The organism is Trinickia camelliae (assembly GCF_053525655.1).
Genome location: NZ_JBCHAA010000001.1, coordinates 450,324 through 463,004, shown reverse-complemented (window position 1 = coordinate 463,004; position 12,681 = coordinate 450,324). Strand labels below are relative to the sequence as shown.

The 12,681-nt window shown below is 62.5% G+C and carries 11 protein-coding genes and 5 tRNA genes; 4 read left to right on the top strand and 12 right to left on the bottom strand.

Translation table 11 applies throughout. The features are described 5' to 3' along the window. Positions 1-64 precede the first annotated feature (64 nt). Entirely contained in the window at positions 65-835 is a 771-nt protein-coding gene (locus tag AAHK20_RS02140; protein WP_449179770.1) for a haloacid dehalogenase type II, read from the top strand. A gap of 71 nt (positions 836-906) precedes the next feature. After that, the gene (aceB, locus tag AAHK20_RS02135; protein ID WP_449179769.1) at positions 907-2,499 is read left to right on the top strand and encodes a malate synthase A; all 1,593 of its coding nucleotides are present in this window, start codon (positions 907-909) and stop codon (positions 2,497-2,499) included. A gap of 103 nt (positions 2,500-2,602) precedes the next feature. Here the strand turns inward: aceB and AAHK20_RS02130 are convergent, their stop codons facing one another. Both AAHK20_RS02130 and rraA read right to left on the bottom strand, forming a co-directional pair. After that, on the bottom strand, positions 2,603-3,034 hold the full coding sequence (locus tag AAHK20_RS02130) for a gamma-glutamylcyclotransferase family protein (RefSeq protein WP_449179768.1): 432 nt from the start codon (positions 3,032-3,034) through the stop codon (positions 2,603-2,605). A gap of 110 nt (positions 3,035-3,144) precedes the next feature. Beyond that, on the bottom strand, positions 3,145-3,639 hold the full coding sequence (rraA, locus tag AAHK20_RS02125; protein ID WP_449179767.1) for a ribonuclease E activity regulator RraA: 495 nt from the start codon (positions 3,637-3,639) through the stop codon (positions 3,145-3,147). A gap of 264 nt (positions 3,640-3,903) precedes the next feature. Here rraA and AAHK20_RS02120 point away from each other — a divergent pair, with 264 nt between their 5' ends. After that, the gene (locus tag AAHK20_RS02120; protein WP_449179766.1) at positions 3,904-4,827 is read left to right on the top strand and encodes an AraC family transcriptional regulator; all 924 of its coding nucleotides are present in this window, start codon (positions 3,904-3,906) and stop codon (positions 4,825-4,827) included. Between the two features lie 73 nt (positions 4,828-4,900). On the opposite strand, the gene AAHK20_RS02115 is transcribed toward AAHK20_RS02120, so the two are convergent. From AAHK20_RS02115 to gltX, 7 genes are all read right to left on the bottom strand, one after another. Next, positions 4,901-5,365 (bottom strand): GNAT family N-acetyltransferase, encoded by a 465-nt coding sequence (locus AAHK20_RS02115; protein WP_449179765.1) that lies wholly within the window; start codon positions 5,363-5,365, stop codon positions 4,901-4,903. A gap of 140 nt (positions 5,366-5,505) precedes the next feature. Then, a tRNA-Asp gene (locus tag AAHK20_RS02110) sits at positions 5,506-5,582 on the bottom strand. 80 nt (positions 5,583-5,662) lie between these two features. Beyond that, positions 5,663-5,738 (bottom strand) — tRNA-Glu (locus tag AAHK20_RS02105). 62 nt (positions 5,739-5,800) lie between these two features. Beyond that, positions 5,801-5,877, bottom strand: a tRNA-Asp gene (locus tag AAHK20_RS02100). Positions 5,878-5,957: 80 nt separating this feature from the next. Then, positions 5,958-6,033, bottom strand: a tRNA-Glu gene (locus tag AAHK20_RS02095). 150 nt (positions 6,034-6,183) lie between these two features. Beyond that, positions 6,184-6,259, bottom strand: a tRNA-Ala gene (locus AAHK20_RS02090). 122 nt (positions 6,260-6,381) lie between these two features. Beyond that, a complete protein-coding gene (gene gltX / locus AAHK20_RS02085) occupies positions 6,382-7,791 on the bottom strand; it encodes a glutamate--tRNA ligase (protein WP_449179764.1) in 1,410 nt (469 codons plus the stop codon). Between the two features lie 211 nt (positions 7,792-8,002). Here gltX and AAHK20_RS02080 point away from each other — a divergent pair, with 211 nt between their 5' ends. Beyond that, positions 8,003-8,989, top strand: a complete 987-nt coding sequence (locus tag AAHK20_RS02080; RefSeq protein WP_449180046.1) for a patatin-like phospholipase family protein — start codon at positions 8,003-8,005, stop codon at positions 8,987-8,989. Positions 8,990-9,098: 109 nt separating this feature from the next. On the opposite strand, the gene AAHK20_RS02075 is transcribed toward AAHK20_RS02080, so the two are convergent. The 3 genes from AAHK20_RS02075 to AAHK20_RS02065 form a co-directional block, all read right to left on the bottom strand. Continuing rightward, entirely contained in the window at positions 9,099-9,782 is a 684-nt protein-coding gene (locus AAHK20_RS02075) for a C40 family peptidase (protein WP_449179763.1), read from the bottom strand. Positions 9,783-9,907: 125 nt separating this feature from the next. Continuing rightward, the gene (locus AAHK20_RS02070) at positions 9,908-11,551 is read right to left on the bottom strand and encodes an ABC transporter ATP-binding protein (RefSeq protein WP_449179762.1); all 1,644 of its coding nucleotides are present in this window, start codon (positions 11,549-11,551) and stop codon (positions 9,908-9,910) included. Further along, positions 11,548-12,660 (bottom strand): ABC transporter permease, encoded by a 1,113-nt coding sequence (locus tag AAHK20_RS02065; RefSeq protein ID WP_449179761.1) that lies wholly within the window; start codon positions 12,658-12,660, stop codon positions 11,548-11,550. The genes AAHK20_RS02070 and AAHK20_RS02065 overlap by 4 nt, the downstream gene beginning before the upstream one ends. Positions 12,661-12,681 lie beyond the last annotated feature (21 nt).

Genomic DNA, 12,681 nt, shown 5'->3' with positions numbered 1-12,681 from the left:
GGTCTTTTTAAGCGTAATGAATCACCAATACAATTCAACTCGACCTCTATAGGAGCGCATGGCAATGTCGGCCACAACGACACTTCTCCCCAAAGCAGTCATCTTCGACGCCTACGGCACGTTGTTCGACGTGCATTCGGTCGTCGCTGCGGCGGAGCAGATGTTCCCGGGCCACGGCGACGCGCTCTCGCAGTTGTGGCGGCAAAAGCAAATTGAATACACGCAGTTGCGCACGCTGGCCGATCCGGCTGGCGCGCGCTACCAGCCGTTCTGGAACATCACGCTCGATGCGCTGCGCTACAGCGCGCGCAAGCTCGGTCTCGACCTCGGCAGTGCCGGCGAAAAGCGCCTGATGGACGAATACGCATGCCTGTCCGCCTATCCCGACACCGTGCCCGCCTTGCGCCGGCTGCGCGAGATGCGCGCGGGCGCGGGGCACGTCGGGCTCGCGATCCTGTCGAACGGAAATCCGCAGATGCTCGACATCGCCGTGAAGAGCGCCGGCATGACGGGCCTGTTCGACCGCGTGCTGTCGGTTGACGCCGTGCGCGCCTACAAGCCGGCTCCCGCCGCGTACGCGCTTGGACCCCAAGCGTTCGGCGCGGCCGCGCGCGAGATGGTGTTCGTGTCGTCGAACGGCTGGGACGCCGCCGGCGCGGGCTGGTTCGGCTACACGACGTTCTGGATCAATCGCGCGGGCGCGCCCGCCGAGGAATTGGGGGTGATCCCCCATGGCACAGGCGGCCGCATGGCCGACCTGCTCGATTTCATCGAAAACCTTGCTGCGCCGCCCGACAAGAGTCCAGGCCGCAGCCGCCACAGCCCTGGCGGTTGAGTCGACTCGAAGCGGGTATCAAGGCATTTTTTATTTGTATCTTTGTCATCTGACCGACCAAGGAGAATCCCATGGCCAACACGCTGTCGCTGCCGCAAGGCATGGAAATCACCGGTGCAATCCAGCCGGGTTTTGAAACGATCCTGACGCGCGATGCGCTCGAACTCGTCGCCAAGCTGCATCGCGCATTCGAGCCGCGCCGCCAGGAGCTGTTGAAGGTGCGCGCCGAGCGCACGAAGCGGCTCGACGCCGGCGAGCGCCCCGATTTCCTCAAGGAAACGCAGGCAGTCCGCGACGGCGACTGGAAGATCGCGCCGCTGCCGAAGGATCTCGAATGCCGCCGCGTCGAGATCACCGGACCGGTCGAGCGCAAGATGATCATCAACGCGCTGAACTCGGGCGCGGATTCCTACATGACCGATTTCGAGGATTCGAACACGCCGAACTGGGACAACCAGATCACCGGCCAGTTGAACCTCAAGGACGCGGTGCGCCGCACGATCTCGCTCGAGCAGAACGGCAAGTCGTACAAGCTCAACGACAAGATCGCGACGCTGATCGTGCGTCCGCGCGGCTGGCACCTCGACGAAAAGCACGTGACGGTCGACGGCCAGCGCGTGTCGGGCGGCGTCTTCGACTTCGCGCTGTTCCTGTTCCATAACGCGAAGGAACAGCTCGCACGCGGCACGGGGCCCTACTTCTATCTGCCGAAGATGGAAAGCCACGTCGAAGCCCGTCTGTGGAACGACATCTTCGTGATGGCGCAGGAAGCGATCGGCATCCCGCGCGGCACGATCCGCGCGACGGTGCTGATCGAGACGATCGTCGCTGCGTTCGAGATGGACGAGATCCTGTACGAGCTGCGCGAGCACAGCTCCGGCCTGAACGCCGGCCGCTGGGACTACATCTTCTCGGCGATCAAGAAGTTCAAGAACGACACCAACTTCTGCCTGGCCGACCGCTCGCAGATCACGATGACGGTGCCGTTCATGCGCGCCTACGCACTGCTTCTGCTGAAGACCTGCCACAAGCGCAACGCGCCGGCGATCGGCGGCATGAGCGCGCTGATTCCGATCAAGAGCGACGAGCAGGCCAACGAGAAGGCAATGAACGGCGTGCGCTCGGACAAGGCGCGCGACGCGGGCGACGGCTACGACGGCGGATGGGTTGCCCACCCGGGCCTCGTGCCGATCGCGATGGAAGAGTTCGTCAAGGTGCTCGGCGACAAGCCGAACCAGATCGCCAAGCAGCGCGACGACGTCATTCCGGCGGCAAAGGATCTGCTCGACTTCCGTCCGGAAGCGCCGATCACCGAAGCGGGCCTGCGCAACAACATCAACGTCGGGATTCACTACCTCGGCTCATGGCTCGCCGGCAACGGCTGCGTGCCGATCCACAACCTGATGGAAGACGCGGCCACCGCGGAAATCTCGCGTTCGCAAGTCTGGCAATGGATCCGCTCGCCGAAGGGCAAGCTCGAAGACGGCCGCAAGGTCACGGCCGAACTCGTGAACGAGTTCACTCAGGTCGAGTTGGAGAACGTGAAGAAGACCGTCGGCGGCGATACCAAGCCGTATGAGCGCGCTGCCGTCATCTTCCAAAAGATGTCGACGTCGGAACACTTCACCGAATTCCTGACGTTGCCGCTTTACGAAGAGATCTGATCGATGGCGATGCGGCGTGGCTTGTCGAGCGCCGCTCTTCGCCTTTGAACAGCACCTGCCAGAAGTGAAAAGGCGCCGCTCATTTGCGGCGCCTTTTTCTCTTTTAGCTTCCGTATTTGACGCCCGGAGAGGCTTCGCGCTCGAGCCGGTATTCAACCCAGTCGCCCGATTCGATCCACGTACGGTTCGCGACAGCCTCCGAGGCCACCGGATAGAACAGACACGGCAATTCGCGCCCGTCGACGGCAACCGTCAGCTGTCGCGCCCTGAAAAGCCCCTCGACACCCGGATAGACCTCTTCGATCTCATCGAGCACCGGCACGAGCGCCGAGTCGATTTGATAGACATCCCCGCGCACTAACGACGACGCCTCGTCCGGAACCAGTCCGGGGTAGCTGCCGAAGTCGAAGAGTTGTCCGCGCACCGCGGCCGCACCGATGAATCGCGGCTCGGCGATGCCGTGCCGCGCGGCCGCCCGGCCGATGTCGTTGATTTCGCCCGCCCTCAGCGTGCCGTACACGAATACGTATTGCATAGTTGCCTGTCCTTCCCGTCCTTTCGTTCGTCACCTCAATGGCCTTGCGGCCAGCCGTTTGTTCAGCGATTTGGAAAGACCGCGGCACCGCTCGCGCACATCCCTGTCGATTATGTGAGCGGCGCGTCGCTGATCAGCACGCCGTCGATATCCGCATACACCCAATCCCCCGGCCGCACGACCGAGCCCGGCAACCGTACCGGGACGTCGCGCTCGCCCGCGCCGCGCTTCTGGCTACGCTGCGGATGCACAGCGAGCGCGCGGATACCGATGTTGCAGGCGTCCAGTTCCAACGTATCGCGCACGCAGCCGTAGACCACGATGCCGGCCCAGCCGTTCGTCTCGCCGATCTGCGCAAGATTGCCGCCGACCAGCGCGCATCGCAGACTCCCGCCGCCATCGACGACGAGCACGTGCCCGTGCCCCGGCTGCTCGAGCGTCGAGCGCACGAGCGAATTGTCCTCGAACAATTTCAGCGTGACTGCACGGCCGCCAAAAATCTGTGCGCGACCGAAGGAACGGAATATCGGTTCGAGCACGCGCAACGCGCCCGACACTAGTTTGTCTTCGTGCGCGTCGCAAAGATCCGTCGTCGCAAACGTCATGGGCGTCTCCATTCGAATGGGCTGCGTCGAAACGAATTATGCCCCGCAAGTTTCGCCACAGGCTTACGGATGGGTTTCGTGGACAATGAATCCTGCACCGCACGGCCCAGACCACACGGCCCGGACATTCCACATACAATAGACCGCCGGTCAACGTGTGTAACGAGCCTGTATCTCCAAGCCAGCAGGCCTTCTTCTTCGTGCTTTGCCGCGGCGCCGCTCGCCGCCCGTTTCGGCCATTCCATTTGGCTAGCTACCACGACCATGACCCAGTCCGCTGCTTCGTCCTCTCATCCCGCCTCCGCCGACCCAGCGACCGCGCCTTCAACACGCGTTCACTTCGCCGACATCCCGCCCGAGTTCGCGCCGACGCCCGAGCATCCGATCCGCGTGCGTTCGCGTCCGATGCCCGCCGGCGAACGGATCGCCCAGCACACGCACGCTTGGGCGCAACTCGCGTATGCATCGCGGGGCGTGCTGCGAGTCGGGGTCGCGGACAGCACGTGGATGGTCCCGCCATCGCGCGCGATCTTCGTGCCGCCGCGTATCAACCATGAAGTCGTCATCGTCGAGGACGCGTACCTGCGCACGCTCTACATCGATGAATCCGCCGTTCCGCCAGGGCTCGACGCGTGCCGTGTGGTCGAAGTGTCGGGGCTGCTGCGTGAAGTCATCGCCGCGATCGACACGCGCGAGCTGACCTCGACGCGCGAGCAGCTCCTCGGCGCGCTCGCGCTCGACGAACTGACGCGCTCGGTGCCGCTGCCGCTGTCAGTGCCGATGCCAAGCGAGAAGCGCCTGCGCGCGCTGTGCGAGGCGCTGCTCGCCAATCCCGCGAACACGGACCCGCTCGAGCGCTGGGCATCGAGCGTTGGCGCCAGCACACGCACGATCGCGCGACTCTTTCGCAACGAACTGGGGATGAGCTTTTCGCAGTGGCGCCAGCAGGCCGTGCTGGCTCGAGCGATCCCATTGCTGCATCAAGGGCGGGCGCTGTCGCATGTCTCGCAGGAATTGGGCTATCAAAGCCAAAGTGCGTTCTCGGCGATGTTCCGGCGGGCGTTCGGCGAGAGCCCGCGCGCGTTCATGATGCGCGGCGCCGAACGCCGAAGCGACGATCCGGCAGACGACGACATCGATGATCAATCGGCCGAGACGGCAAGCGATGAGGCGCGCGATTCGGCGTGACGCCGCTGAGACCAGCCGACGTTAGGCAGCAACACGCCTCGCGCGCCGCGTCGCAGGCATAGAACACAACGGGTCAAACGCGCCGCACCATATGCCGGATCGCACCCAACTGGGCAAGCCGCGGACCGGCGATCCGATACCCCATGCGCAGATAAAGCCGCGCCGCGGGGTTGTCGACGAACACGCGCAACTGCGACTCGCGCAAGCCACGCGCACGCGCCCAACGATGCGAAGTGTCGAGCAGATAGGTGCCGGCGCCGTGACGTCGATGCCCTTCGGCGATTTGCACGTCGCGAATGTGCAGTGAGTCGCCTTCCTCGGTGATGCGCAGCACGCCGATCGGCTCGCCGTTCTCTTCGAGGATGAAGTTTTCCGACTCGCGCCAGCTCGCCAGAAAAAGGTCGGCACGCCAAATCAGATGATGGCGCTTGTAATAGCCGCCCATGTTGGCGCGTGTGAGCGCCTCCGCGAATTCGAAATCGCCGGGTGCGGCTTCACGCAGATGGAACGGAAACGGGACGTCGGTCGGATCGAGCATCGCTGCAGCAAGCGGAAGACGTTATTCGGCCCACGTTAAGGCAGCCCGCGCGCGCTGGCAAGTGCGGTTTGTCCCGGACACACGACGCAGGCAGTAAAAGAAAAACCCGCTCAAGCACCGAGCTTGAACGGGTTTCCATTTGGCGGAGCGGACGGGACTCGAACCCGCGACCCCCGGCGTGACAGGCCGGTATTCTAACCGACTGAACTACCACTCCAGTCTTTACACCATGGCTCGTGAGCGTCGGTCTATTCTCACGAACTGCGCTGCTTCTCTTCCGAAGCGACGCCGATGTTTTGGCGTCCCCTAGGGGATTCGAACCCCTGTACTCACCGTGAAAGGGTGATGTCCTAGGCCTCTAGACGAAGGGGACAACGTACTGCTTACACCTTTAATGAAAAAGCCCGTTCAAGCATGACCTGAACGGGCTTTGTCTGGCGGAGTGGACGGGACTCGAACCCGCGACCCCCGGCGTGACAGGCCGGTATTCTAACCGACTGAACTACCACTCCAGTCTTTACACCATGGCTCGTGAGCGTCGGTCTATTCTCACGAACTGCGCTGCTTCTCTTCCGAAGCGACGCCGATGTTTTGGCGTCCCCTAGGGGATTCGAACCCCTGTACTCACCGTGAAAGGGTGATGTCCTAGGCCTCTAGACGAAGGGGACAAAATCTTTTCAGATTCGTCTCGCTTTCGCTGCTAACTTCCGTCAACTGCGAAGAACGCTATTCTAACTGCTTAACTACTGCTTGTGAAGTCCTTTTTACCGCTGCGCTTTGTTTGTCAAAGTGCTTTGCAATCGACCTCACTGTTCTGATGGTGGAGGTAAGCGGGATCGAACCGCTGACCTCTTGCATGCCATGCAAGCGCTCTCCCAGCTGAGCTATACCCCCTTGCAGAACAGAAGCGAGATTGTAGAGTTCGATTTCCGTTTTGTAAATACCCTCTTCGCTTCCGATGCAAAATTTTTTGCATGCAGCTTTTTCGAGGCTGCATGCATGCCCTTCGACGATGCTTAAGCGAGTCCCTTTTCGATTCGACTCACGACGACATCGCGCCCGAACAGCATCAACACCGCATCGATCGACGGCGTATGCGTCGTACCCGCAACGAGCAAACGCACCGGCATCGCAAGTTGCGGCATCTTCAGCTTGTGCGCAGCCAGCGTCGCCTTCAACGCGGCCGAGATACCCTCTTTCGTCCACTCGGCCGAGCGCAATGCCGCCGCGAGTTCCACAAGCGCGGGACGCACTGCATCGGTGACGTGCTGCGCGAGCGCTTCGGCATCTGGCGCCGGCGCGCGATAGAACATCGCCCCGTTGTCCGCGATCTCCTTGAGCGTCGTCGCACGGTCCTTCATCAATCCGACGACGCCCACGAGGTCCGCCCCGCTTGCAAGCGTCGCGTCATCGATGCCGAGTGCCGCGAAGAACGGCTTGGCCAGCTCGGCGAGACGCGCGTCGTCGGCTTCCTTGATGTAGTGATTGTTGAGCCAGTTGAGCTTGTCTTGGTCGTATTGGGCCGGCGACTTGCCGAGATGATCGAGATCGAACCACTCGATGAACTGCTCACGCGAAAACACTTCAGCGTCGCCATGCGACCAGCCGAGACGCGCCAGATAGTTGAGCACCGCTTCGGGCAAATAGCCGGCATCGCGATAGCCCATGACGCTCATCGCGCCATGGCGCTTGCTCATCTTTTCGCCCTGCTCGTTGAGCACGGTCGGCAGGTGCGCATAGACCGGCACTTCGCCGCCGAGCGCGCGCAGGATGTTGATCTGGCGCGGCGTGTTGTTCACGTGATCGTCGCCGCGAATCACGTGCGTGATGCGCATGTCGAGATCGTCGACGACCACGCAGAAGTTGTAGGTCGGCGTGCCGTCCGGTCGCGCGATCACGAGATCGTCGAGCTCTTCGTTCGAGATCTCGATGCGGCCCTTCACGGCATCGTCCCACGCGACGACACCCGTCAGCGGGTTCTTGAAGCGCAGGACGGGCTCGACGCCCGCGGGCGGCGTCGGCAGCACCTTGCCCGGCTCCGGCCGCCAGGTGCCGTCGTAACGCGGTTTCTCGCCGGCCTCGCGCTGACGTTCGCGCAGCGCATCGAGCTCTTCCGTCGACATGTAGCACGGGTACACGAGCCCTTGATCGACCATCTGCTTGAGCACTTCGCGATAGCGGTCCATGCGCTGCATCTGGTAGAACGGACCTTCGTCGATATCTAGGCCGAGCCATGCCATCCCTTCGAGGATCGCATCGACGGCCTCGGACGTCGAACGCTCGACGTCGGTATCCTCGATCCGCAGCACGAACGTGCCCTTCGTCTTGCGCGCGAACGCCCATGGGTACAGCGCGGAGCGGATGTTGCCCAAATGAATGAAGCCGGTTGGGCTCGGTGCAAAGCGAGTGCGAACGGAGGTAGTCATAGGCGAAAAGGAAACTCGGAAGCGGAATGCGCGTGAGCGCGGATGTCGTTGCGCGATGCCGCGAGCATCTTCAAGGAAGCCACAAGCGAACATCACGAGCAGCGCGCAACGAATCGATTCGGAAACAAACGGGAATTATAACCGTCGGCCACTTGTCTTCACGCAGCGATCCGCGTTCCGCGCTTTGCTTTATGATGTGCGCGCGCCGTAGCTGGAGAAATCGTTGAAACCCTCGTCCCCTCGCCTCACCCGCCGCACGTTCTCGCTTGCATGCGCGTCGGCGGTATTGTCAGCCTGCGCCTCGACAGGCACCAAGCCCAACGGCGAATCTGCCGCCGCGGCGCCCAACAACGCGACTGCCACGCCGCCGGCAACCCTTCCGCCGGCCGCCACGACGCGCGAGCGTCCGATTCGCGTCGCGCTCGCGCTCGGCGGAGGCGCGGCACGCGGCTTTGCGCATATCGGCGTGATCAAGGCGCTCGAAGCGCGCAACGTCCAGGTCGACATCGTGTGCGGCACGAGCGCGGGCTCGGTCGTCGGCGCGCTGTATGCGTCCGGCATGAGCGGCATCGCGATCAACAAGCTCGCGCTGACGATGGACGAAGCGTCGATCAGCGACTGGGCGATGCCGTTTCGCGCGCGCGGTTTGCTGCAAGGTGTCGCGCTGCAGAACTATCTGAACACGACGCTCAACAACCGTCCGATCGAAAAGATGGCCAAGCCGCTCGGCGTCGTCGCGACCGATCTGCGCAGCGGCCAACCGATCCTGTTCCAGCGCGGCAACACGGGCATCGCGGTGCGCGCATCGTGCAGCGTGCCGTCGATATTCGAGCCGGTGAAGATCGGCGGACACGAGTATGTCGACGGCGGGCTCGTGAGCCCTGTCCCGGCCTCGTTCGCGCGCAAGATGGGGGCGGACTTCGTGATCGCGGTGGATATCTCGGCGCGGCCGGAATCGGCACTCACGCAAAGCTCGTTCGACGTCTTGCTCCAGACCTTCACGATCATGGGACAGACGATCAAGACCTATGAGCTCGAAAAGTACGCCGACTTCGTGATTCGCCCGAATCTCGCGGCGATGGGCGGCAGTGATTTCGGCCAGCGCAACGCGGCCATCCTGGCAGGAGAAGAAGCGGTTGCGAAGACGTTTCCGGAGCTGCAACGCAAGCTGGCTGCGAGCCGCGCAGCCGCCGCCTAATAGGCTGCTGTATCGATTTCAAATCGATCTCGAGCAAAAACACAAAAAGCCTGCTTCGAACGAAGCAGGCTTTTTTGATCTGTCCACGATCAGCCGCGCTGGCGGAACCTTAGTTGCCGTTCCCGCCGAGTGTCGCATTCACACGCTGACGCAGATCATCGGCTTTCAGCGGAAACTGCGTCTCGATGCGGCGCGCGCCCGTGAAGCGCTTTTCCCAGTAGCCGTCATCCAGATCGTCGACACGGATCGTGCTGCCGGTAGACGGCGAATGCACGAACTTGTTGTCGCCGATGTAGATGCCAACGTGCGAGAACGTGCGGCGCATCGTATTGAAGAACACGAGATCGCCCGGCTTCAGTTCGCTCATGCGAACCTTTTCGCCGACTCGGCTCATTTCTTCAGCGCGGCGCGGCAGGGCGAGGCCAAGCGTGTCCTGGAACACGTAACGCACGAAGCCGCTGCAATCGAGGCCCGAATCCGGCGTATTGCCGCCCCAGCGGTAGCGCACGCCGATCATGTTCAGCGCGCCGACGACAACGTCGCCAGCTTTGCCGGCCATGCCCGACAGAAACGACTTAGCACCGCCGGCCGAGGGGGCCGCGGTGCCTGCTTGGGAATACAGGGAAGGATCGGGAGACAGCAAATTCGACCCATTTTGAGTCGAATTTGCGGCATTCTGATTAAAACTGCTTACTTCGTCGGCGAACGCGCCGGGAGCTGCTGCCATCAGTACGCCGATGAACATCCCGGTGACGGCTCGCGTACAAACCTGGGCTAGATATCGGTGCTGCATTGGTCGGTAGAATTTGCTTAAGAATCAGTGGACTGCGAAAAGTTTGGACGATACTAGCCAGTAAGTATAGAAATGTCAAAACAAATTAAAAAATACAATTGAGATAACACCCCCATTGGGGCAAATCAGGCTTGCAATGCGGCATTTAGTAGCTTTCGCGTGTAAGGATGGGCCGGAGCAGAGAATATTTTTTCCACCTCTCCAGTCTCGACGATCATTCCATCCTGCATGACCATCACGCGATGCGCCATCGCACCGATCACCTCGAGATCGTGGCTAATGAACACGAAACCGAGGTTGTACTTGTTCTGCAAATTGGCGAGCAATTTCAGGACCTGCTGCTGGATCGACACGTCGAGCGCGCTCGTCGGCTCGTCGAGAATCAGGATGCGCGGCTCCAGCACCAAGGCTCGCGCAATCGCGATCCGCTGACGCTGTCCGCCCGAAAACTCATGCGGGTAACGCGACAGCGCCGTTCGATCCAGCCCCACTTCCCGCAGTACCGCGATGACCTTTTCGCGCCGCGCGGTAGCGTCGAGCTGCGGACGATGCAGCGCAAGCCCCTCGCCGACGATCCGTTCGATCGTCTGGCGCGGCGAAAGCGAGCTGAACGGATCCTGAAACACGACCTGCATATTCGAGCGCAAGACCGTTTGCTCGCGTCCACGATAGCTCGCGAGCGGCCGACCTTGAAACTCGACCTCGCCTTCCGACGTACGCTGCAAGCCGAGCAGCGCCATGGCAAGCGTCGACTTGCCCGAGCCCGACTCGCCGACGATCCCGACGGTCTCCCCTTGCCGCACCGTCACACTCGCGTCCGAGACGGCGGCGAACCGTCCCGAACGAAACCAGCCGCCAAATCCCGGCAGCTTCGTACGAAACGCGACCGACACGTCGCGCGCTTCGAGCAGAACTGGCGCAATCGGCAGGACCGGCTCGACCTCGCGCTGCGGCCGGCTGTTCAGAAGGCGCTGCGTGTACGGATGCTGCGGCTCGGCGAAAATCCGCTCGACCGCACCGCTCTCGACCAGCACACCGCGCTCCATCACCGCCACCCGCTGCGCGAACCGGCGCACCAGGTTGAGGTCGTGCGTGATCAGCAGCACGGCCATGCCGCGCTTCTGCGCTTCGTCGCGCTGCAGCTCCAGCAACAGGTCGACGATCTGCGCACGGATCGTGACGTCGAGTGCGGTCGTGGGCTCATCGGCGAGCAACAGACGCGGCCGGCACGCGAGCGCCATCGCAATCATCGCGCGCTGACGCTGACCGCCCGACAACTGGTGCGCGTAGCTGTTCACGCGCTTTTCCGGCTCGGCGATGCCGGTGCGCGCCAGCAACTCGATCGCCCGCTTCTTCGCCTCGAGCGGCCGCAAGCCGTCGTGCAGCTCGATCGTCTCCGCGATCTGATCGCCGATCGTGAAGAGCGGGTTGAGCGCCGTCATCGGCTCCTGGAAGATCATCGCGATGTCCGAGCCTCGCAGGCCGCGCATCTGGCGTTCGGTCTTTTGCGTCAGGTCCTGCCCCGCAAAGCGGATCGAGCCGCTCACTTCGGCATCGCGCAACAAACGCAGAATCGCGAGCGCCGTCACGCTCTTGCCCGAGCCCGATTCGCCAACCAGCGCGACACGCTCGCCATTGGCGATGGCAAGCGTCACATCGTTGACGGCAACCGTGTCGCCGAAGCTCACTCGCAAGCGCTCGAGTTCCAGCAACGGCTCGCCGGCGGCCGAGTCGTTCGAATTCATTTGCGGCGTCGTCGGCGCGCTCATTGGTTGCCTCCGGCGCGCATCGCATCGGCAATCCGCGTATCGAGCGCATTGCGCAACGCATCGCCCATGAACGTCAGCAAAAGCAGCGTGGCAACGAGCACGCCGAACGTCGACAGCGAGATCCACCACGCGTCGAGATTCGCCTTGCCTTGCGCGAGCAATTCGCCGAGGCTCGGCGTCGGCGGCGGCACGCCGAGGCCGAGGAAATCGAGGCTCGTCAGTGCGAGAATCGACCCGCTCATCCGGAAAGGCAGGAACGTGATGACGGGTGTGAGGCTATTGGGCAGCACATGGCGCCAAATGATCTGCCAATTCGAAAGGCCCATCGCGCGCGCGGCCCGTACGTAATCCTGCGTGCGGTTGCGCAGAAACTCCGCGCGCACGTAGTCCGATAAGCCGATCCATCCGAACAGCGACAGCAGCACGATCAAGAGCAGGAAACTCGGCTCGAAGATCGACGCAAAGATGATCAGCAGATAGAGCTCGGGCATCGAGCTCCATATCTCGATCAACCGTTGCCCGACGATATCGATTCGTCCGCCGAAGTACCCCTGCACCGCACCCGCGAGAATGCCGATCAAGGTGCCGATGAAGGTCAGCACCAGGCCGAATTCGACCGATACGCGAAAGCCGTAAAGAAGCCGCGCGAGCAGATCGCGCCCCTGCGCGTCGGTGCCGAGCCAGTTTTCGCGCGACGGCGGCGCCGGGTTCGGCTGGTTCGAAAAATAGTTGAGCGTGTCGTAGTAATAGTGATTCGGCGGATAGATCGCGAAGTTGCCGGGCGCGTCGAACCGATGCCGGACGTAGGGATCGAGGTAATCCGCGGGCGTCGGGAAATCGCCGCCGAACGCGGTCTCCGCGTACGTCTTCACGATCGGAAAGTACAGTTGCCCGTCATAGCGGACGACTAACGGTTTGTCGTTCGACCACAGCGGACCAGCCAGGCTCGCCGCAAACGCAACGATGAAAATAATCAGGCTCCAGTAGCCGAGGCGCTGCTGCTTGAAGCGCAGCCACACGCGGCGCGCGGGCGTGGGCGACACAAACGCACGCGCAGTCTCGGTGCGAGCTTGCGCATCGCTATCGGTACGGGGACGGACTCGGCTCATGTCGGTACGCGCCGGGCCGCC

Excerpts from the sequence above, each read along its gene's own strand:
- AAHK20_RS02140 (WP_449179770.1), top strand. The coding sequence starts at position 65 with ATGTCGGCCACAACGACACTTCTCCCCAAAGCAGTCATCTTCGACGCC.
- aceB (WP_449179769.1), top strand. The coding sequence starts at position 907 with ATGGCCAACACGCTGTCGCTGCCGCAAGGCATGGAAATCACCGGTGCA.
- AAHK20_RS02130 (WP_449179768.1), bottom strand. The coding sequence starts at position 3,034 with ATGCAATACGTATTCGTGTACGGCACGCTGAGGGCGGGCGAAATCAAC.
- rraA (WP_449179767.1), bottom strand. The coding sequence starts at position 3,639 with ATGACGTTTGCGACGACGGATCTTTGCGACGCGCACGAAGACAAACTA.
- AAHK20_RS02120 (WP_449179766.1), top strand. The coding sequence starts at position 3,904 with ATGACCCAGTCCGCTGCTTCGTCCTCTCATCCCGCCTCCGCCGACCCA.
- AAHK20_RS02115 (WP_449179765.1), bottom strand. The coding sequence starts at position 5,365 with ATGCTCGATCCGACCGACGTCCCGTTTCCGTTCCATCTGCGTGAAGCC.
- gltX (WP_449179764.1), bottom strand. The coding sequence starts at position 7,791 with ATGACTACCTCCGTTCGCACTCGCTTTGCACCGAGCCCAACCGGCTTC.
- AAHK20_RS02075 (WP_449179763.1), bottom strand. The coding sequence starts at position 9,782 with ATGCAGCACCGATATCTAGCCCAGGTTTGTACGCGAGCCGTCACCGGG.
- AAHK20_RS02070 (WP_449179762.1), bottom strand. The coding sequence starts at position 11,551 with ATGAGCGCGCCGACGACGCCGCAAATGAATTCGAACGACTCGGCCGCC.
- AAHK20_RS02065 (WP_449179761.1), bottom strand. The coding sequence starts at position 12,660 with ATGAGCCGAGTCCGTCCCCGTACCGATAGCGATGCGCAAGCTCGCACC.